The 20,170-nt window shown below is 71.7% G+C and carries 19 protein-coding genes; 11 read left to right on the forward strand and 8 right to left on the reverse strand.

Annotated elements, in window-relative coordinates:
• Nucleotides 1–99 precede the first annotated feature (99 nt).
• Nucleotides 100–1,470 (forward strand): NAD-dependent succinate-semialdehyde dehydrogenase, encoded by a 1,371-nt coding sequence (locus tag ACK4HH_RS05420; RefSeq protein WP_409649154.1) that lies wholly within the window; start codon nucleotides 100–102, stop codon nucleotides 1,468–1,470.
• The gene (locus ACK4HH_RS05425) at nucleotides 1,470–2,189 is read left to right on the forward strand and encodes a spermidine synthase (protein WP_409649157.1); all 720 of its coding nucleotides are present in this window, start codon (nucleotides 1,470–1,472) and stop codon (nucleotides 2,187–2,189) included. The genes ACK4HH_RS05420 and ACK4HH_RS05425 overlap by 1 nt, the downstream gene beginning before the upstream one ends.
• On the opposite strand, the gene ACK4HH_RS05430 is transcribed toward ACK4HH_RS05425, so the two are convergent.
• Genes ACK4HH_RS05430 through ACK4HH_RS05445 form a run of 4 tightly spaced genes read right to left on the reverse strand, consistent with a single transcriptional unit; the run spans nucleotide 2,186 to nucleotide 7,717 of the window.
• A complete protein-coding gene (locus ACK4HH_RS05430; RefSeq protein ID WP_409649160.1) occupies nucleotides 2,186–3,541 on the reverse strand; it encodes an FAD-binding oxidoreductase in 1,356 nt (451 codons plus the stop codon). The genes ACK4HH_RS05425 and ACK4HH_RS05430 overlap by 4 nt on opposite strands.
• On the reverse strand, nucleotides 3,538–4,500 hold the full coding sequence (locus tag ACK4HH_RS05435; RefSeq protein WP_409649163.1) for a nucleoside hydrolase: 963 nt from the start codon (nucleotides 4,498–4,500) through the stop codon (nucleotides 3,538–3,540). Before ACK4HH_RS05435 ends, ACK4HH_RS05430 begins: the two co-directional genes overlap by 4 nt.
• On the reverse strand, nucleotides 4,497–5,162 hold the full coding sequence (locus ACK4HH_RS05440) for a hypothetical protein (protein ID WP_409649166.1): 666 nt from the start codon (nucleotides 5,160–5,162) through the stop codon (nucleotides 4,497–4,499). Before ACK4HH_RS05440 ends, ACK4HH_RS05435 begins: the two co-directional genes overlap by 4 nt.
• Nucleotides 5,163–5,212: 50 nt before the next feature.
• A complete protein-coding gene (locus ACK4HH_RS05445) occupies nucleotides 5,213–7,717 on the reverse strand; it encodes an FAD-dependent oxidoreductase (protein WP_409649169.1) in 2,505 nt (834 codons plus the stop codon).
• Nucleotides 7,718–7,871: 154 nt separating this feature from the next.
• On the opposite strand from ACK4HH_RS05445, the gene ACK4HH_RS05450 reads away from it, so the two are divergent.
• Nucleotides 7,872–8,828, forward strand: coding sequence for an L-lactate dehydrogenase (locus ACK4HH_RS05450; RefSeq protein ID WP_409649173.1), 957 nt, complete (start codon nucleotides 7,872–7,874; stop codon nucleotides 8,826–8,828).
• A gap of 21 nt (nucleotides 8,829–8,849) precedes the next feature.
• Here the strand turns inward: ACK4HH_RS05450 and ACK4HH_RS05455 are convergent, their stop codons facing one another.
• On the reverse strand, nucleotides 8,850–9,245 hold the full coding sequence (locus tag ACK4HH_RS05455) for an RNA-binding S4 domain-containing protein (RefSeq protein WP_409649176.1): 396 nt from the start codon (nucleotides 9,243–9,245) through the stop codon (nucleotides 8,850–8,852).
• A gap of 46 nt (nucleotides 9,246–9,291) precedes the next feature.
• On the opposite strand from ACK4HH_RS05455, the gene ACK4HH_RS05460 reads away from it, so the two are divergent.
• Nucleotides 9,292–10,050, forward strand: coding sequence for an SDR family NAD(P)-dependent oxidoreductase (locus tag ACK4HH_RS05460; RefSeq protein ID WP_409649179.1), 759 nt, complete (start codon nucleotides 9,292–9,294; stop codon nucleotides 10,048–10,050).
• Here ACK4HH_RS05460 and ACK4HH_RS05465 read toward each other — a convergent pair.
• Nucleotides 10,047–10,526, reverse strand: coding sequence for a hypothetical protein (locus tag ACK4HH_RS05465; RefSeq protein WP_409649182.1), 480 nt, complete (start codon nucleotides 10,524–10,526; stop codon nucleotides 10,047–10,049). The two genes, ACK4HH_RS05460 and ACK4HH_RS05465, sit on opposite strands and share 4 nt — an antisense overlap.
• 14 nt (nucleotides 10,527–10,540) lie before the next feature.
• Nucleotides 10,541–11,374, reverse strand: coding sequence for a DUF1295 domain-containing protein (locus ACK4HH_RS05470; protein ID WP_409649184.1), 834 nt, complete (start codon nucleotides 11,372–11,374; stop codon nucleotides 10,541–10,543).
• A gap of 62 nt (nucleotides 11,375–11,436) precedes the next feature.
• On the opposite strand from ACK4HH_RS05470, the gene ACK4HH_RS05475 reads away from it, so the two are divergent.
• The 4 genes from ACK4HH_RS05475 (at nucleotide 11,437) to ACK4HH_RS05490 (ending at nucleotide 13,926) form a co-directional block, all read left to right on the forward strand.
• Nucleotides 11,437–12,090 (forward strand): CDP-alcohol phosphatidyltransferase family protein, encoded by a 654-nt coding sequence (locus tag ACK4HH_RS05475; RefSeq protein WP_409649187.1) that lies wholly within the window; start codon nucleotides 11,437–11,439, stop codon nucleotides 12,088–12,090.
• Nucleotides 12,083–12,562 carry an FHA domain-containing protein gene (locus ACK4HH_RS05480; protein WP_409649190.1) on the forward strand — a complete coding sequence of 160 codons (480 nt, stop codon included), beginning with the start codon at nucleotides 12,083–12,085 and terminating at the stop codon, nucleotides 12,560–12,562. Before ACK4HH_RS05475 ends, ACK4HH_RS05480 begins: the two co-directional genes overlap by 8 nt.
• Nucleotides 12,562–13,263 (forward strand): MerR family transcriptional regulator, encoded by a 702-nt coding sequence (locus ACK4HH_RS05485; RefSeq protein WP_409649193.1) that lies wholly within the window; start codon nucleotides 12,562–12,564, stop codon nucleotides 13,261–13,263. The genes ACK4HH_RS05480 and ACK4HH_RS05485 overlap by 1 nt, the downstream gene beginning before the upstream one ends.
• 117 nt (nucleotides 13,264–13,380) lie before the next feature.
• A complete protein-coding gene (locus ACK4HH_RS05490) occupies nucleotides 13,381–13,926 on the forward strand; it encodes a MerR family transcriptional regulator (RefSeq protein WP_409649196.1) in 546 nt (181 codons plus the stop codon).
• Here ACK4HH_RS05490 and ACK4HH_RS05495 read toward each other — a convergent pair.
• Nucleotides 13,923–14,726, reverse strand: coding sequence for a ParA family protein (locus ACK4HH_RS05495; protein ID WP_409649199.1), 804 nt, complete (start codon nucleotides 14,724–14,726; stop codon nucleotides 13,923–13,925). The two genes, ACK4HH_RS05490 and ACK4HH_RS05495, sit on opposite strands and share 4 nt — an antisense overlap.
• A gap of 112 nt (nucleotides 14,727–14,838) precedes the next feature.
• Between ACK4HH_RS05495 and ACK4HH_RS05500 the strand changes: the two genes are divergently transcribed.
• From ACK4HH_RS05500 to def, 3 genes are all read left to right on the forward strand, one after another.
• Nucleotides 14,839–18,237, forward strand: a complete 3,399-nt coding sequence (locus ACK4HH_RS05500; protein ID WP_409649202.1) for a pyruvate carboxylase — start codon at nucleotides 14,839–14,841, stop codon at nucleotides 18,235–18,237.
• Nucleotides 18,238–18,331: 94 nt separating this feature from the next.
• Entirely contained in the window at nucleotides 18,332–19,654 is a 1,323-nt protein-coding gene (locus ACK4HH_RS05505) for a MinD/ParA family protein (RefSeq protein ID WP_409649204.1), read from the forward strand.
• Nucleotides 19,655–19,661: 7 nt separating this feature from the next.
• Entirely contained in the window at nucleotides 19,662–20,162 is a 501-nt protein-coding gene (gene def / locus ACK4HH_RS05510) for a peptide deformylase (RefSeq protein WP_409649207.1), read from the forward strand.
• The last annotated feature ends 8 nt before the right edge of the window (nucleotides 20,163–20,170 follow it).

The raw sequence follows: 20,170 nt of genomic DNA on the forward strand, positions 1-20,170 counted from the left end.
GGCGCCCTCGCCTGACCCTAGGCTGGGCGCACGTGCGCACCGCGGCCACCGCGAACAGGAGAGCGCCGCGTGCACCATCGAATCAACGAGGAGCCCCCCATGAGCAAGTACGCAGTGATCAACCCGGCCACCGGCGAGATGCTCCGGTCGTACCCGACCGCGACCGACGCCGACGTCGCCGCCGCGATCGACGGCGCGTTCACCGCCTACCGCGGCTGGTCGCGCTCGACGACCGTCGAGGAGCGCGCCGAGCTCATCGCGAAGGTCGCCGACCTGCACCGCCAGCGCCGTCAGCACCTCGCCGAGATCATCGTGCGCGAGATGGGTAAGCCGATCGGCGACGCCCTCGGCGAGGTCGACTTCTCTGCCGACATCTACCAGTACTACGCCGACAACGGCCCCGAGCTGCTGAAGGACGAGCCCATCGCGCTCGCGGAGGGCAGCGAGGGCTCGGCGTTCATCCGCAAGAGCGCCATGGGCGTGCTGCTCGGCATCATGCCCTGGAACTTCCCGTACTACCAGGTCGCGCGCTTCGCCGGCCCCAACATCATCCTCGGCAACACCATCCTGCTCAAGCACGCCGCGCAGTGCCCCGAGTCGGCCATGGCGATCCACGAGATCTTCGCCGAGGCCGGGTTCCCGGTCGGCGCCTACACGAACATCTACGCGACGACCGACCAGGTCGGCACGATCATCGCCGACCCCCGCGTGCAGGGCGTCTCGCTCACCGGCTCGGAGCGCGCCGGAGCGGCGGTCGCCGAGCAGGCGGGCCGGCACCTCAAGAAGGTCGTGCTCGAGCTGGGCGGCAGCGACCCCTTCATCCTGCTGAGCACCGACGACCTCGATGCGACCGTCGAGATGGCGGCGAACGCGCGCCTCGACAACAGCGGCCAGTCGTGCAACGGTGCCAAGCGCTTCATCGTGGTGGAAGATCTCTACGACGCCTTCCTCGAGAAGTTCGTCGCGGCCATGTCGGGCACGCAGGCGAGCGACCCCATGGTCGAGGGCGGCGCCTACGGCCCGCTCTCGTCGAGCAGCGCCGCCGAGGGTCTCGAAGACCAGGTCAAGCGCGCGGTCGCGGGCGGCGCCACGGTGCTCACGGGCGGCACGCGCGAGGGCAACTTCTTCACCTCGACCGTGCTCGCCGACGTCAAGCCCGGCAACGACGCCTACTACGAAGAGTTCTTCGGCCCCGTCGCCCAGGTCTTCAAGGTGCGCAACGAAGACGAGGCCGTCGAGCTCGCGAACGACACCCCGTTCGGCCTCGGCTCGTACCTGTTCACGACCGACCAGGCCCAGGCCGCGCGCGTCGCCGACAAGATCGACGCCGGCATGGTCTACGTCAACTGCGTGCTGGCCGACAGCCCCGAGTTGCCCTTCGGCGGCATCAAGCGCTCGGGCTCGGGCCGCGAGCTCGGCACGCTCGGCATCGACGAGTTCGTCAACAAGAAGATGATCCGCATCGCCTGATGCTGCGGTTCGAAGAGCTCGCCCATGAGCAGACGCCCATGGGCGAGCTCACTCTTCGGCGTCGGCACGAACCCGCGGTCGGCGTCGATGTCTTCGAGGTGAAGCTCGGCGACGAGTACCTCATGTCGAGCCTGTTCACGGTGGCCGAGGAGGCCCTGAGCGACCTCGGCCTCGCCGCCGTGCCCGCGGGCCGCGACGCGCTCGACATCGTCGTCGGCGGGCTCGGGCTCGGCTACACCGCCGTGGCGGCCCTGCGCGATGCGCGCGTCGCGACGATGACGGTCGTGGATGCCCTGCCCGCCGTCATCGACTGGCACGAGCGCCGCCTGCTGCCGGTGTCGGGGCTGCTCGTCGACGACGAGCGCACGCGGCTCGTGCACGCCGACTTCTTCGCCCTCATGCGCGCGGCGCCGGATGCGGCCGGGCCTCTGCCCGTGCGGCTCGACGCCATCCTGCTCGATGTCGACCACTCGCCGACGTTCACGCTCGACCCCTCGCACGCCGACCTGTACACGGTCGAGGGGCTGCGTCGGCTCGCCGCGCACCTGCGGCCCGGGGGCGTCTTCGCCCTGTGGTCAGACGACCCGCCCGAGGAGTCGTTCCTCGCGTCGCTGCGCGCGGTCTTCGCCCAGGTCGCGGGGCACACGGTCGCCTTCGACAACCCGATCGCGGGCGGAACCTCGCGCAACGGCGTGTACGTCGCGGTGCTCGCGGGCTAGAAGACCTTGCCGGGGTTGAGGATGCCCCGCGGGTCGAAGGCGGCCTTGAGGCGCCGCTGCAGCGCCACCTGCTCGTCGCCGAGCTCGTCGGCGAGCCAGCGGCGCTTGAGCGTGCCGATGCCATGCTCGCCCGTGAGGGTGCCGCCGAGCGCGAGGGCGGCCTCGAAGAGCTCGCCCGCCGCGGCCCACACCCCATCGGGCACCTTGTCGCCCTCGTAGACGAGGTTGGGGTGCAGGTTGCCGTCGCCCGCGTGCGCGACGGTCGGGATGACGATGCCGTGCCGCTCGCCGACCTGCCGGATGGCCGCGAACATGGCGGGCAGCTGCGAGCGCGGCACGGCGATGTCTTCGATGAGCACCTGACCGAGAGCCTCCATGGCGGGGTGCATGGCGCGGCGCACGGCGAGCATCCGTTCGCCCTCGTCGGGGTCGGTCGTCATGCTCGCGGTGCCGCCGAGCGCCGTGATGATCGCGAGCGCCGCACGGGCCTCCTCCTCGGCGGCCCCGCCGTCGGTCTGCACGAGCAGGTGCGCGGTGCCGGGGGCGTCGTCGGGCAGGCCGAGGTGCCGCAGGATGGCGGCGAGGGCGACGGGATCGATGAGCTCCATCGCGGCGGGGCGGATGCGCGCCGCCGTGATCGCCGCCGAGGCCGCGGCGGCCTGCTCGATCGTCGAGAAGGTGGCGCCGATCGTCGCGACCACCCCGGTCGGCAGCGGGGTGAGCGTGAGGGTCGCGCCGACGATGACACCGAGCGTGCCTTCCGAGCCGATCATGAGCGCCGTGAGGTCGAGGCCCGTCACTCCCTTGATGGTGCGGTGCCCGAGGCGCATGAGCGTGCCGTCGGCGAGCACGACGTCGAGCCCGAGAACGGCCTCGCGCGTCACGCCGTACTTGGCGCACAGCAGCCCACCCGCGTTCGTCGCGATGTTGCCGCCGACGCTCGAGATCTCGCGGCTCGCGGGGTCGGGCGCCCAGCGCAGCCCGAGCGGTTCGAGAGCGCGATTGAGGTCGGCGTTCAGGATGCCCGGCTCGACCACCGCCACCTGGTCGGCCTCGTTGATCTCGAGAATGCGGGTCATGGCTGCCGTCGAGAGCACGAGCTCGCCCGTGCCGGCCATGGCCCCGCCCGTGAGCCCCGTGCCGGCGCCGCGCGGCACGACGGGCACGCGGTGTTCGTGCGCGAGCCGCAGCGCGGCCTGCACGTGCTCGACCGTGCGGGCCGTGACGACCGCGAGCGGCGCGGCGGCGGTGCGCTGGCCCGACTTGTCGGCGCGCGCCGCCTCGAGCGCGCCGGACTCGGTCGAGACGGCGTCGCCGAGGGCCGCGCGCAGCAGCGCGACGACGTCGCTCACGGGCCGAGCAGGGCGTCGAGGAAGAGCCGCCGGTAGGGCTCGGAGTCGACGTCCAGCACGACGGTCGCCGGCAGGGCGTCGCGGGCGGCGGAGATGTCGGCGCCCACCATCGTGCGCAGGTCGACGATCGTCTGCCCGCGCGTCGCCCCCGGCGCGAGCGCGACCTCGACGGGCGCGACGCGCGTCACGAGAGGGGCGGGATCGATCGCGGCGCACACGGCCCCGGCGTCGCCGATCGCGACGCGGTCGTCGGCCACGCGCTCCTCGGTCGCGTCGATGCCGATGAGGTGGGTCAGCAGCGCGCCCGCGAGCCGCGGGGCCGCGCCCTCGGCGGCGAGCAGCCGCCGCACGTCGTCGTGCGAGACGCCCACGCAGTAGAAGGGCTCGAGGCCGTACATGAGCACGTCGAGGCCTGCGCCGAGCACGATCGCGGCCGCCTCGGGGTCGTGCCACACGTTGAACTCGGCCGCGGCCGTCGCGTTGCCCGTGCCGACCGCGCCGCCCATCATGACGACGCGCTCGATGCGGTCGATCACCTCGGGGTGCGTGCGCAGCAGCAGGGCGATGTTCGTGAGCGGCGCGAGGCTGATGATCGTAAGCGGCTCCTCCGAGTCCGCGAGCGCGCGGCGCAGCAGCTCGACGGCGTGCACGGGCTCGGGCGTGCGGCCCGAGTCGGGCAGCCCGAGGTCGGCCAGGCCGTCGGATCCGTGGATGGCGGCGGCGTGCTGCGGCGCCTCGAGCAGGGGGCGGTGCGCGCCGGCGGCGACAGGGGTAGGGCCGGCGCCGGCCGCATCCAGCACTCGGAGCGTGTTCGTCACCACCTGGGCGAGCGGCGCGTTGCCGCCCGTGCACGTGATCGCGCGCACGTCGAGGGCCGGGTGCCGCACGGCGAGCAGGATGGCGAGGGCGTCGTCGACCCCGGTGTCGACATCGAGGATGACGGGCTTCGCGCCGCTCATCGGTTGCGCGTGCGGTCGGTGAGCCAGAACAGCCCCGCGATCATGAGCATCGTCGCGGCGACGAGCAGGCCCGTCGTGGGCGAGGTCTCGATGTAGCGCGAGACGGCACCGGGCGGCACCGGCGGCCCCGTGAGGGCGACGCGCAGCGCCCCGATGGCGAGCCCGACACCGACGAGCGCGAAGCCCAGGCCGATGCCCGTGAGCGTGATGCCCGCCTCGGTGCCGCGCGCGAGACGCCGCACGCGTGTGCGCGTGAACGCGATCGCGGCGCCGACGACGGCGAGGAACCCGAGGGTGAAGGGCTCGAGCAGCGCGACGAGCAGCGACTGCTGCAGAAGGGTCAGGCGCACGATGATCGACACGACGACAGCCACCACGGCGGCCAGCGCCACCCACCGGAACCGCTGGTCGATCGACTGCCAGCGGAACACCGACAGCAGCACCGCCGCCGCCGCGAACCACAGCACGGGGGCGACGTCGATGTAGAGCAGCAGGAGCTCGCCCGGGCGCGCGAAGACCGTGTCGCCGATGCCGAGCTGGAAGGCGAGGCCGACGATCGCGAGGCCGACGAGGGCGCTCAGCAGCAGCACGCGGGCGACCGAGCCCGAGCGCGTCGGCATGCCGCCGACGGGGATGACGGGGGGCGGGGCATCGTCGCTCATGCCCCGATGCTAGGTCACGCGGCCTCGCGCGCACCGCCCCCGGCGCGTGCTCAGATGAACAGCGTCGTCGTCGACTCCGACGCCTCGCCGAGGAAGGTCGCGACGCCCCCCAGCTCGACCCCGTCGAGCAGGTCGCTCTGCGCGATGCCCAGCAGGTCCATCGTCATGGTGCAGCCGATGAGGCGCGCCCCGCCCGCCTGCGCCGAGGCGATGAGCTCGGGCAGCGAGGGCACGTTGTGCTGCGTCATGACGCTCTTGATCATGAGCGGGCCCATGCCGGCCATGTTCATGGTCGAGAGGGGCAGGTCGTTCGCGCCCGAGGGCATCATCATGCCGAACATGCGGTCCATGAGCTTCTTCTGCCGCTTCGGGGGCTGCTCGCGCCGCAGGGCGTTGAGCCCCCAGAACGTGAAGAACATCGAGACCTCCTCGCCCATCGCGAGCGCGCCGTTGGCGATGATGAACGAGGCGAGCACCTTGTCCATGTCGCCCGAGAACACGACGAACGAGGTCTTGCCCGGCCCCGCGACGGTCGCGCCGCCTGTCGGTCGTGCCGAGGCCATCGCCCCCGCGCCGCCCTTGCGGATGACGGCCACGTAGCCGGGGCCCTCCGGCTCGATCGAGACGAGCTCGTGGCCGTTGCGCTTGACCCAGGCGGGAGCATCCGCCGCGAAGCCGGGGTCGCTCACGTGCACCGTGATCTCGTCGCCGGCATCGGCCGCGGCCGCCGCCTCGGCGAGCTTCATGATCGGGCCGGGGCAGGCGAGCCCCGTGCAGTCGAGGTCGATGGATGCGCCGATTCCGGTGGGGGCGAGCGCGAACAGCGAGTGCGTTTCGGCGTAGTTCTCGATCGCGTCGCGACGCGCGGGAACGTCGGCCTCGTCGAGCTCGTGCCACGAGCGGAACGTGGTCGAGCCGCCCGAGAGGGTCTTGAGGTCGGTGAAGCCGCGCTGCCGCAGCGCCCGGTAGGCCAGGTAGGAGCGGAAGCCCACGGCGCAGTACAGCCGGATCGGGGTGCTCGTATCCCAGTCGCCGCAGACGTTCCGCAGCGTCGCGAGCGGCACGTTCTCGGCCCCCGGCAGGTGCCAGATGCCGAACTCCTCGGGCGTGCGCACGTCGATGATGCGCGCCCCCTCGACGGCCGCCGGGTAGTCCTCGGCGTACCAGAGGTCGAGATCGCCGCGCACGACGTTGCTCGCCACGAACCCGGCCATGTTGATCGGGTCTTTCGCCGAGCCGAACGGGGGAGCGTAGGCGAGCTCGAGCTCTTCGAGGTCGAACACCGTCATGCCCATGCGGACCGCGGTGGCGAGCACGTCGAGGCGCTTGTCGACGCCGTCGAAGCCCGCGACCTGGCCGCCGAGCACGCGCCCGCTCTCGGGGTCGAAGACGAGCTTGAGGTGCATCATCGCCGTGCCGGGGTAGTAGCCGGCGTGCCCCGAGGGGTGCACGTGCACGGCGGGGTGCGCGATGCCTGCGGCGATGAGCTGCCGCTGTGTGGCCCCCGTACCGCCCGCGACCATGTCGAAGACCTTCACGATCGAGGTGCCCTGCGTCGAGCGGTACTCGGTGTCGCGGCCGCAGATGTTCTCAGCCGCGACACGCGCCTGACGGTTGGCCGGGCCCGCGAGCGGGGCGAGCGCTGTGCCGGGCAGCACGGCGCCGGGCGTCTCGACCGAGTCGCCGGCCGCCCAGATGTGCGGGTCGGAGGTTCGCATGCGCGTGTCGACGGCGATGCCGCCGTGCGGGCCGAGCTCGAGGCCCGCCGCCCGGGCGAGGTCGGTGTTCGGTCGTACCCCGGCCGAGAGGATCACCAGGTCGGCGTGCAGCACCGTGTGACTGGTGAGCTCGACGTCGAGTCCGCCCGCTGCCTCGCGCAGCGCTGCCGCCCCGGTCTCGAGGTGCACGGCGACCCCGCGGCTGCGCAGGTGCGACTCAACGGGCACCGAGAGCTCGTGATCGAGCGGGGGGAGGATCTGGTCGGCGCGCTCCACGACATCGACCTCGGCACCGCGGTGCCGCAGGTTCTCGGCCATCTCGAGCCCGATGTAGCCCGCGCCGATCACGACCGCGCGCACGGGGCCGCGGCGGCCGGCGGCCGCCTCGGCGAGCAGGGCATCCAGTCGGGCCTTGATCTTGTCCATGTCGCCCATGCGGCGCAGCACGTGCACGCCCGGCAGCTCGATGCCGGGGATCGGCGGGCGGATCGCCTCGGCGCCCGGCGTCAGCGCGAGGGCGTCGTACGACTCGGTGTACTCGGTGCCGTCGTCGACGCGGCGCACCGTCACGGTCTTCACCGACCGGTCGATCGCGACGACCTCCTGCCCGATGCGCACGTCGAGGTCGAGCGCCTCGCGCAGGCTCTCGGGGGTCTGCACGAGCAGCCGGCTGCGATCGGTGATGACGCCGCCGATGTGGTACGGCAGGCCGCAGTTGGCGAACGACACGTGGTGGCCGCGCTCGAGAACGATGATCTCGGCGAACTCGTCGAGACGGCGGGCACGGGCGGCGATGGATGCTCCGGCGGCGACTCCGCCGATGATGACGAGCTTCACGGTTCTCTCCTGACGAGCGGTGGTGCCCTCAGGCTAGGCAGCCGTGATCGTCGCGCGACAGTGCCGTTCGACCCTGATGCGGCCGGTGTCGATCGCGGGGGACGCAGGCCGAACGGCCCTGGCGCGACGACCACGACTCCGACAGGCTGAGCGCATGCCTGTCATCGAGAACTCCCGCCTGGCCATCATCGGCGCCGGGGCCGTCGGCTCCTCGCTCGCCTACGCCTCCCTCATCCGCGGCTCGGCCCGCGAGGTCGTGCTCTACGACATCGACGCCCCGCGCGTCGAGGCCGAGGTGCTCGACCTCGCGCACGGCACGCCCTTCACGGGATCGAGCACGATCTCGGGCGGCGCCGACCTCGACGTGATCGCGGGCGCGAACGTCGTCGTCGTGACGGCGGGGGCCAAGCAGCACCCCGGGCAGAGCCGCCTCGATCTCGCGGGGGTCAACGTCGGCATCCTGCGATCCCTCATGCCCCAGCTCGTCGAACGCGCCCCCGACGCGGTCTACGTGCTCGTGACGAACCCCTGCGATGTGCTCGCGGTCGCCGCCCAGCGCTTCAGCGGCCTGCCGGCCGGCCGCGTGTTCTCGAGCGGCACGGTGCTCGACAGCTCCCGGCTGCGGTGGCGCCTGGCCGAGCGCCTGGGGCTGGCTCCGTCGAGCATCCACGCCATGATCGTCGGCGAGCACGGCGACAGCGAGTTCCCGCTGTGGTCGCAGAGCCGCATCGGCCCGATCCCCATCCGCGAGTGGACCGACGACGCGGGCGAGACGCTCAGCGTCGAAGAGCTCGACCGCATCGCCTACGAGGTCAAGACCGCGGCCTACAAGGTCATCGAGGGCAAGGGCGCCACGAACTACGCGATCGGCCTCTCGGGTGCGCGCATCGTCGAGGCCGTGCTCAACGACGAGGGTGCGGTTCTGCCCGTCAGCTCGGTGCTCGACGACTACCGCGGGGTCAGCGGCGTCGCGCTCTCGGTGCCGAGCGTCGTCGACGCCGCCGGGGTGTCGCGCGTCATCGACGTGCCCTTCTCGGCCGACGAAGAGCGCGCCCTGCACGCCTCGACCGAGACGATCCGCGCCTCGCTCGCGGCCCTCGATCTGGCCTGAGGATGCCCGCCGCGGGCTCGATCAGTCGAGCTCGTCCGGCGTGCCCCCGCGGCCGCGCAGCCGCTCGATGAGCCGCCGGTCGCGCTTCGTCGGCCGGCCCGCGCCGCGCTCGCGCAGCACGGTCGCCGGGCGCTCCTCCTTCGGGAGGGGCGGGGGAGTGCGGTCGTCGTAGTTGAGCGCGGCCAACGGGGCGCTCGTGCGCTTGGTGATAAGCCCGGTGACGACGACGATGCGCTCGCCCCCGGGCGTGAGCGCGCGCACCTGGTCGCCGACGCGCACCACCTGGGCGGGCTTCGCCGAGGCGTCATTGACCTTGATGTGCCCGGCCTTGCACGCGGCGGTCGCCGCCGAGCGCGTCGCGAACAGCCGGATGGCCCAGACGTAGGCATCGACGCGCACGCCGGTCGCTGAGCTCATCCCCCCAGCGTACGAGGCCCGCGGCGCCGCGGGTTAGCGTGGAGACATGCCCACCGCCCTCATCACCGGAGCCACCGCCGGCATCGGCGCCGAGTTCGCCCGCCAGCTCGCCGCGCGCGGCAACGATCTCGTGATCGTCGCGCGCGACGCCGACCGTCTCGCGGCGACCGCGGCAGCCTTGCAGCACGCGTTCGGCGTGCGGGTCGAGGCGCTCCCGGCCGACCTGCTCGCGCCCGAGGGGCTCGCCGCGGTCGATCGTCGGTTGGCCGACGACCGCAGACCGGTCGACCTGCTCGTCAACAACGCCGGCTACGGCATCCGGGGCGAGCTCGACGAGAACCCGTTCGACGTCGAGAAGCGCCACCTCGACATCCACGTGACGGTGCCGCTGCAGCTGACGCAGACGGCGCTGCGGGGCATGCTCGCGCGCGGACGCGGTCGCATCGTGCTCATCGCGAGCGTCGCGGCGTTCACCCCGCGCGGCACCTACTCGGCGGCGAAGGCCTGGGCCGTGATGTTCGCCCGCGGAGCCAACATCGTCTACCGACCACGCGGGGTGAACGTGACGGCCGTGTGCCCCGGCTTCGTGCGCACCGAGTTCCACGACCGCATGGCGGTCAGCACCGAGGGCATCCCGTCGTTCCTCTGGCTGCAGGCGCCGCAGCTGGTGCGGCTCGCCCTGCGCGCGATCGATCGCGGTCGCTCGGTCGTGATTCCGACCGTTCGGTACCGCATCGTCGCGGCGCTCGCGCGCGTGCTGCCCGATCGGCTGGCGACCTCGGGCCGGTTCCGCTCGCGCGACTAGCGCGCGGCGACCAGCTCGGGTGCGACGGCGCCCTCCTCGGCCGCGAGCTTCGTCTTCCAGTCGACGAGCCCGCGCACGACGGCGCTCGGGTCGTCGGCGAGCGCGGTCATCGCGTCGGCCGGCACGAAGTAGTTGAGCGCCACGAACCCGCGCACGCGCTCGTCGGGGTCGGTCGCGAGACGGCTCAAGATGTCGCACGGAACGTGCTCGTTCTTGGCGATGCACGCCCGCACACCGGCGTCGGGGTCGCGCGACAGCGCCTCGTAGATCTCGACGGGCGCGTGGTACGACAGGGCGGCACTCTCGCGGATCTTCGGGTTCGGGTCGGCGGCGAGGCGCCGGATGCGCGCGACCTTCGAGGCCGTCACGGCGGGGGAGAGGAACTGCGCGACGGGGTCGTCGGAGGGGCGCATGGCGGGGGCGTCAGCCGCGAGCTGGCGCCGCTGGGCGGGAGTGTTGAACCGGATGCACGACATGGGCGCGATGCTAATCACGCGGCGGGAGCATCGGCCGCAGCGCCACGAGGCTCTCGGGGAATCCACGGGATGAGCATCGAGGTGCGCCGCTGGTACTGCGCGTACTCGGGGTACTTCGACGCCGTGATCGATTCGGTGAAGATGGTCGATCCGATGAAGAGCGCGGTGAGCAGCACGGGCCCCACGAGGGTCCAGTGCAGCGCCGCGCCCAGGGCGGCGGCACCCATGGCATAGAACACCCACCACTGCGCCTGCTCGAAGAAGAAGTTCGGGTGGCGGCTGAACCGCCAGAGCCCCGTCGTCACGAAGCGCTCCGCGGGCTCGCGGCCCTCGGCGATCGCCGCCTTCTTCGCCTGGTGAAAGCTCCACTGCTGCTGATCGGCCACGAACTCGCCGATGAGCAGTATCAGGAACAGCGCGGCGAGCCCGAGGTCGAGCGCGCCGACCGGCACGGCCTGGTTCTCGTACGCCACGAGCGCGGGCAGGGCGATGAGCAGCAGCAGGGCGTTCTGGAAGAGCACGATGAAGAGCAGGTTGAACACCTGGAACTGGCCCGCGCTCATGCGCGCGCGCAAGATCGGCCAGCGGTAGTCTTCGACCCCGCTGTACCCGCCCTTGCGCGCGAAGTTGAAGGTCAGCCGCGCGCCCCAGAGGGCGACCAGCACGGTCATGATCGTCAGCCGGGCATCCGTGAACCCGGTGGCAGCCCAGAAGACGGCGACGTAGACCACCGGCACGATCGACCAGAGGCGATCGACCCACGAATGATCGCCCGTCAGCAGCGACGCGACCCAGGTGAACAGGCTGACCCCGGCGGCGATGCCGAGCACGATGACGACAGTGTCCATGGCCGACAGGGTATCGCCGGATGCCCCGCTCGCGTGCCCGCCGGCCTCACTAGACTTGGCTCGTGTCGGAGCCCCTGAGCACTCCTCGACCCGCTGAGCCGGTCGTGAGCGACCGCGTGCTCACGGTTCCGAACGCGCTGAGCGCCCTGCGCATCCTGCTCGTGCCGGTCTTCCTCGTGCTCGTGCTGCTCGAGCTCGACCTCGCGGCGCTCGTCGTCATCATCGTCTCGAGCCTCAGCGACTTCCTCGACGGCATCATCGCGCGCCGGTTCTCGCAGATCACCAAGCTCGGGCAGCTGCTCGACCCCGCGGCCGACCGCCTGTTCATCTTCGCTGCGGTCATCGCGCTCGCCGTGCGCGAGGTCGTGCCGTGGTGGGTCGTCGCCGTCATCGTGGGCCGCGACGTGTTCCTGGCGGTGCTCGGGCTCGTGCTCGCCCAGCACGGCTACGGCCCGCTGCCCGTTCACCACCTCGGCAAGCTCGCGACCTTCGCCCTGTTCTACGCGCTCCCGATCCTCGTGCTCGGTCAGGCCTTCCCCGCCGTGCAAGCCGTGAGCGACCCCATCGGCTGGGCATTCACGCTGTGGGGGGCGTTCCTCTACTGGTGGGCGGGCATCCTCTACCTGCGGCAGACCCTCGAGCTCACGGCCGGCCCGCCGAGAGCCTCGCGCGCATCGGATACGCTGGGCGATCGAAGGAGGTCGACGGATGGCTGACACCCCGCCCGACGCGCGCGACAGCGCGACCCCGGGCGAATACCGCCCGCACGAGACGACGGTGCACTACGGGCCCGAGTTCGCGGCGCAGCTCGCCGCGCTCGAAGCCGGCGTCAACACCGAAGAGCACGAGGTCATCGGCGCGCTGCCCTCGGGTTCCGCACTGCTGATCGTGCGCCGGGGGCCCACCGCGGGTGCGCGGTTCCTGCTCGATGCCGACGTGACGGTCGCGGGCCGGCATCCTGAAGCCGACATCTTCCTCGACGATGTGACCGTCTCGCGCAAGCACGCGGCGTTCCTGCGGCAGGGCACGCAGTTCGCGGTGCGCGACCTCGGCTCGCTCAACGGCACCTTCATGGGCGGCGATCGCATCGCCGACACGGTCGCCCTCGTCGACGGCTGCGAGGTGCAGGTGGGCAAGTTCCACCTCACGTTCTACGCATCGCGCATCGATCTCGCCGCGGGCGCCTGATGGCGGCGCGGTCCGCCGCCGCGTCCCGTCCGTCGACGGCCGGCGGCCTGCTGAGCATCGGCCAGGTGCTCGCCAAGCTGAGCCCCGAGTTCCCCGACCTCACGCCGTCGAAGCTGCGATTCCTCGAAGAGCAGCAGCTCGTCTCCCCGACGCGCACCGAGTCGGGGTATCGCAAGTTCTCGGCCGCCGACGTCGACCGGCTGCGCTTCATCCTGACGATGCAGCGCGACCACTTCTTGCGCCTCAAGGTCATCCGCGGGTACCTCGACGACATCGAGGCGGGGCGCACGCCCCCGCTGCTGGCGAGTGGCGCGGTGCCGACGACCATCCTCGCCACCGAGCGGCGCTACACGCGCGGCGAGCTCGCCCGCGAGGCCGGGGCGAGCCCGACCCTGCTGACCGATGCCATCTCGGCCTCGCTGCTGGCGGCGGCCGACACCTACGGTGAGGATGCCGTGCACGTGCTGCGCGCCCTCGTCGAGCTGCAGCGCTCGGGCATCGAGCCGCGCCATCTGCGGGGCTTCCGTGCCGCGGCGGAGCGCGAACTGGGCCTCATCGAGAGCGCGCTCATCCCCGTCTCGCGCCGCAACGACCCCTCGAGCCGTGCGAAGGCGGCCGAACTGGCGCGCGAGATCGCCGGGCAGCTCGAAGTGGTGCGTTCGAGTCTCATCCGATCGGCCCTCGGCAAGCTACAGTCGTAGTCGGGCCCGACACGCCGAGGTGTTCGAGCGGATGTCTCCTGTCGACGTGAGGCGGCTCGCTACTCTGAACGGCGTGGCACCAACTGTCACGTTAACGATGAAGGTTAGGTAGGGGTCATGACCGACGCTGACAACCGCGACGAGCGCTACGACCTCGGGCTCCTCTTCACCGACGGGCTTCCCGAGCTCGACGACCAGGCGGGCTACCGCGGGGCCGTCGCCGCCCGCGCTGCCGGCATCTCCTACCGCCAGCTCGACTACTGGGCCCGCACCGAGCTGGTCGAGCCCACCGTGCGCGGAGCCGCGGGTTCGGGCACGCAGCGGTTGTACGGCTTTCGCGACATCCTCGTTCTCAAGCTCGTCAAGCGCCTGCTCGACACCGGCATCTCGCTGCAGCAGATCCGCACGGCCGTCAACCAGCTGCGCGAGGCGGGCGTCAACGATCTCGCGCAGACGACCCTCATGAGCGACGGCGCGAGCGTCTACCTGTGCACGAGCGACGACGAGGTCATCGACCTCGTCAGCCGCGGCCAGGGCGTCTTCGGCATCGCCGTCGGCAAGGTGCTGCGCGAGGTCGAGAGCTCGCTCGTCGAGCTCGACTCGACCCCTGCGGCCGACCCGAGCGACGAGCTCGCGGCGCGACGGGCGACGCGCGCTTCTTAGGGTGTTGCGTACTCGCCCATCTTGGCGGTGCGCATGATGCGGTCGAGCAACTGGTCGAAGTTGCGCGCCATCTCTTGAGCGCTGTCGCCCGGCCAGACGTGCAGGGGCTTCGCGGCGCCCTGCGCCTGCTGCAGCGACGTGCGCTCGGGCAGCTGCGGCGCGAGCACGAGCGGGCCGAACATGTCGCGCAGCTCTTTGATGCGGAACTGGTGCTCGAGCGACTGCACCCGCGCGCGGTTGACGATGATGCCGAGCGGCTGCAGACGAGGGGAGAGGCCGCGACGGATTTCTTCGATCGCGCGCAGGGCGCGGTCGGCGGCCGCCACCGAGAAGAGGCCGGGCTCGGTGACGACGACGACCCGGTCGCTCGCCGCCCAGGCCGTGCGCGTGAGCGCGTTGAGCGAGGGGGCGCAGTCGACGAGCACGAGGTCGTAGTCGGCCTCGACATGCGCGAGCGCCTCTTCGAGCTTCCAGATTTCACGGATGCTCGGGTGCGGTCCGTCGAAGTTGATCGCGCTCGGGCTGCCGATCATGACGTCGACCGTGCCGGGGCGCCCGCGGGTCCACCCGCTCGCGGCGATGGCCTGCCGCACGGTGCGCTCCTTGGGCGCCGCGAGCACGTCGGCCACGGTCAGGTGCCCGGCGACCTGGATATCCATGCCGGTCGACGCGTCGGACTGCGGATCGAGATCGACCACGAGCGTGCGCAGGCCGCGCGAGAAGGCGGCCGACGCCAGACCCAGCGTGACCGTCGTCTTCCCCACGCCCCCCTTGAGGGAGCTGACGCTCAGTACGTGCACGAGTAACGACCCTACCTTCACTAGTGTGGAGAAGCGCGCACGCGCACCGACCTCGGCCCGCCACCACCGGAGCCCTGTCGACCCCCACCCGGGCCGATTCCGAGAGGACACGATGTTTCGGAAGATCCTTGTCGCCAACCGCGGAGAGATCGCCATCCGCGCCTTCCGCGCCGCCTACGAACTGGGCGCGAAGACCGTGGCGGTGTTCCCCTACGAGGACCGCAACTCCATGCACCGACTGAAGGCCGACGAGGCCTACCAGATCGGTGAGCCGGGGCATCCCGTGCGCGCGTACCTTGATGTGGCCGAGATCATCCGCGTCGCAAAGCTCGCGGGCGCCGACGCCATCTACCCCGGGTACGGGTTCCTCAGCGAGAACCCCGATCTCGCCCAGGCCGCCGCCGACGCCGGCATCGCCTTCATCGGCCCGCCCCGCTCGGTGCTCGAGATGGCCGGCAACAAGGTCACGGCGAAGGAGAAGGCCATCGCGGCGGGGGTTCCCGTGCTGCGGTCGAGTCCTGCGACGACCGATATCCAGGTGCTGCTCGATGCGGCCGACGAGATCGGGTTCCCCATCTTCGCCAAGGCCGTCGCGGGCGGCGGCGGCCGCGGCATGCGCCGGGTCGAGCACCGCGACGAGCTGCGAGGCGCGCTCGAGGCCGCCATGCGCGAGGCCGACAGCGCCTTCGGCGATCCCACGATGTTCGTCGAGCAGGCCGTCGTGCGTCCGCGCCACATCGAGGTGCAGATCCTCGCCGACGCGACGGGCGAGACCGTGCACCTCTTCGAGCGAGACTGCTCGGTGCAGCGGCGCCACCAGAAGGTCGTCGAGATCGCTCCCGCACCCAACCTCGACGAGGGCACCCGGCAGCAGATGTACCGCGATGCGGTCGCCTTCGCGAAGTCGATCGGCTACGTCAACGCCGGCACGGTCGAGTTCCTGCTCGATACGGCGGGTGAGCGCGCGGGCCAGCACGTCTTCATCGAGATGAACCCGCGCATCCAGGTCGAGCACACGGTCACCGAGGAGGTCACCGACGTCGATCTCGTGCAGTCGCAGATGCGCATCGCCTACGGCCAGTCGCTCGCCGAGCTGGGGCTGTTGCAAGACCAGATCCACCTGCGCGGCGCGGCGCTGCAGTGCCGCATCACGACCGAAGACCCCGCGAGCGGGTTCCGGCCCGACACGGGCAAGATCACCACCTACCGCTCTCCGGGTGGCGCGGGGGTGCGCCTCGACGGCGGCACGGTCGCATCGGGCGCTCAGATCTCGCCGCACTTCGACTCGATGCTCGCCAAGATGACGTGCCGGGGCCGCGACTTCGCCTCGGCCGTGTCGCGCGCACGCCGCGGGCTGGCCGAGTTCCGCATCCGGGGCGTCACGACCAACATCCCGTTCCTGCAGGCGGTGCTCGACGACCCCGCGTTCCAGGCCGGCGACCTGAGCACCTCGTTCATCGACGAGCGCCCGCACCTCGTGCGCACCAACCCCTCGAAAGACCGCGGCACGAAGGTGCTCAACTGGCTCGCCGACGTCACGGTCAACCAGCCCAACGGGGCGGGGGAGGGCGTCATCGATCCGGCGCTCAAGCTGCCCGTGGTCGACCTCGAGGCCGCGGCTCCCGAGGGCTCGCGCCAGCGACTGCTCGCGCTCGGCCCGCAGGGCTTCGCGAGCGCGCTGCGCCAGCAGACGGCCCTCGGCGTCACCGATACGACGTTCCGGGATGCCCACCAGTCGTTGCTCGCCACCCGCGTGCGCACCGCCGACCACGTGCGGGTCATGCCGCACGTCGCCCGCATGACGCCCGGGCTGCTGAGCGTCGAGGCCTGGGGCGGGGCGACCTATGACGTCGCCCTGCGGTTCCTCGGCGAAGACCCGTGGCAGCGCCTCGCGGCGATGCGCGAGGCCCTGCCGAACGTGGCCATCCAGATGCTGCTGCGCGGCCGCAACACGGTCGGCTACACGCCGTACCCCACCGAGGTGACCGACGCGTTCGTGGCCGAGGCCGCGGCGACGGGCATCGACATCTTCCGCATCTTCGACGCCCTCAACGACGTCGACCAGATGCGCCCGGCGATCGACGCGGTGCTCGCGACGGGAACGACCGTCGCCGAGGTCGCCATGTGCTATTCGGGCGATCTGCTCGACCCGGCAGAAGACCTCTACACGCTCGACTACTACCTGCGGCTCGCCGAGCAGATCGTCGACTCGGGCGCGCACATCCTGGCCATCAAAGACATGGCTGGGCTGCTGCGGGCGGGTGCCGCCGAGACCCTCGTCGCCGCGCTGCGCGAGCGCTTCGACCTGCCCGTGCACGTGCACACGCACGACACCGCGGGCGGGCAGCTCGCGACGCTGCTCGCGGCGGCGCGGGCCGGGGCCGATGCCGTGGATGCCGCGAGCGCACCGATGGCGGGCACGACCTCGCAGCCCTCGCTCTCGGCCCTCGTCGCGGCGCTCGAGCACACCGAGCGCGACACGGGGCTCGGACTCGGCCCCGTCGCCGACCTCGAGCCGTACTGGGAGGCCGTGCGCCGCGCCTACGCGCCGTTCGAGTCGGGACTGCCCGGCCCCACCGGGCGCGTGTACACGCACGAGATCCCGGGCGGGCAGCTGTCGAACCTGCGCCAGCAGGCGATCGCGCTCGGGCTCGGCGACCGCTTCGAGGTCATCGAGGACTGGTACGCGGCCGCCAACCGCATCCTCGGACGCCCCACCAAGGTCACCCCGTCGTCGAAGGTCGTGGGCGATCTCGCGCTGCAGATGGCGGCGGCGGGAGCCGACCCGGCCGACTTCGAAGCCAACCCGCAGAACTACGACATCCCCGACTCGGTGATCGGCTTCATGGCGGGCGAGCTCGGCGACCTCCCGGGAGGCTGGCCCGAGCCCTTCCGCAGCAAGGTCCTCGAGGGCCGCACGGTCAAGATCGGCACGACGCCCCTCACCGATGAGCAGCGGGCGAAGCTCACGGGCAGCACCGACGAGCGGCGACTGATGCTTAACCAGCTGCTGTTCCCGCAGCCGACGCAGCAGTTCTTGCAGGTGCGCGAGCAGTACGGAGACCTCTCGGTGCTCGCCACGCCCGACTACCTCTACGGCCTGCGGTCGGGGGTCGAGCATGCGATCGAGATCGAGCAGGGCGTCAGCCTTCTCGTGAGCCTCGAGGCCATCGGCGAGCCCGATGAGAAGGGCATGCGCAGCGTCATGGCGACCCTCAACGGCCAGTTGCGCCCGATCACGGTGCGCGATCGCGCGGTCGCAGTCGATGCGGCCACGGCCGAGAAGGCCGATGCCGCGCAGCCCGGTCAGATCGCCGCGCCCTTCATGGGGGTCGTCACGCTCAAGGTCGCCGAGGGCGACCGCGTCGAGGTCGGGCAGGCGGTGGCGACGATCGAGGCCATGAAGATGGAGGCGGCGATCACGAGCCCTGTCGCGGGCACCGTGCAGCGGCGCGCCATCCCGACCACGCAGCAGTGCGAGGCCGGCGACCTGCTCGTCGTCATCGCCTGAGAAGCGGCTCGGGGCGGTCTCGGCGACCTCCCGTTGTGCGCGCGGGCGGACGGCTAGACTGAGCAGTCGTCCGATACCAGGGAGAGTTGCGACAGTGGCCGAGAAGCGTGGCAGAACCAAGACCGTTGCGGCGACGACCGTCGCCGAGGGGGTCGAGCCTGTCGGCGACGCCGACCTCGCGGCCGCGCTGCCCGGGAGCCTCACGATCGACGTCGAGCTGCCCGCTCCCGTGCGCGAGCGCCCCGAGGACGAGCAGGCGGTCGCCCTGCTCGACACGGGTGTCGACCCGGCGATCGTCGGCGGTGTCGAGCTCGGCACCACGGTCATCGAGCTCGGGCACGACGAGTTGCACGCTGTCGTGACGCCGCCGCCGACCGAGGGTGACGACGACGCGGATGCCGCGATCCCGCCCCTCCCGTCGCCCGAGGGCGTCTACTCGCGGCGCGACATGCTCGACGGCGTGCACCAGGGCCCCGAATCGGCGGCCATGCTCACCGCCGACCGCCTGATCGAGCCCCGCCGACGCAACCGCACCGCTCCCGAGGGCCGCTGGCCCGCCTTCGTGTACGCGATCACCTTCCACCTCGTCAACCTCGGAGACTCGCGCCGCGTGCGCGAGCGCAAAGAGCTCGACGCGAAGATCGCCACGGCGTTCGAGGGCGGCGCGCGCTTCGTGCCCGTGCTGACGCGCAAGGGCGGCGTCGGCAAGACCACGATCACGACCCTGCTCGGCATGGCGCTCGCCTCGGTTCGGGATGACCGCGTCATCGCCATCGATGCCAACCCCGATCGCGGCACGCTGTCTGAGCGCGTCGCGCGGCAGACCCGCGCGACGGTGCGCGACGTCGTCAACCGCGCGCCCAGCATCCAGGGCTTCACCGACTTCTCGACGCTCGTCTCGCGCGACGAGACGCGGCTCGACATCCTCGCCTCCGACACCGACCCCATGCTCTCCGAGGCCTTCGACGAGAACGACTACAACGTGGTCGCCGACCTCGCCGCGCGCTACTACTCGATCGTGCTGACCGACTGCGGTACCGGCATCGTGCACTCGGTGATGCGCGCGACCCTGCAGCGCGCCGACGCGCTCGTCATCGTCTCGGGCGGCAGCGTCGACGAGGCGCGGCTCGCCTCAGAGACCCTCACGTGGCTCGAGGCGAACGGCTACGGCGAGCTCGTGCGCGAGTCGATCGTCGCCATCAACACGGCGACGCAGGGCACGAACCTCGTCAAGCTCGAAGAGATCGAGGCGCACTTCGCCTCGCGGGTGCGCCAGATCGTGCGCATCCCCTATGACGAGCAGCTCGCCGCCGGCTCGGTCATCTCATGGCGAGACCTGCGGCCGCTCACCCGGCAGGCGGCACGCGAGCTCGCCGCCCTCGTGGCGCAGGGCATGCCCGTGCGTCGAGGCGTCTGACCGCACGATGGCCGTCCGCCCCATCCGCCTCTTCGGCGACCCCGTGCTGCGCAGTGCGGCCGACCCGGTCGGCCGTATCGACGCGTCGGTGCGCGCGCTCGTGACCGATCTCATCGACACCGTGCGGGTTCCCGGGCGCGCGGGCGTCGCGGCCCCGCAGATAGGGGTCATGCTGCGCGCCTTCAGCTACAACATCGACGGCGACATCGGCTACGTGCTCAACCCCCGCCTCGTCGAGGTGCGCGGTGAGGCCGAGCCCGTCGACGAGGGCTGCTTGAGCGTGCCGGGGTTCGGCTTCGCGCGTCGACGCCACCCCTGGGCGCGCGTCGAGGGCATCGACCTCGATGGCCGGGTGATCGAGGTCAGCGGCGACGGGCTGCTCGCGCAGGCGCTGCAGCACGAGTGCGACCATCTCGACGGGCGCCTCTACATCGAGGGGCTCGACCCCGAGATCAAGCGCGAGGCCATGCGCGCGGTGCGCCAGGCCGACTGGTTCGCGCGACCGTAGCGGGCATC

It is taken from the genome of Microcella sp., assembly GCF_046296455.1.
Classification (GTDB): Bacteria; Actinomycetota; Actinomycetes; order Actinomycetales; family Microbacteriaceae; genus Microcella.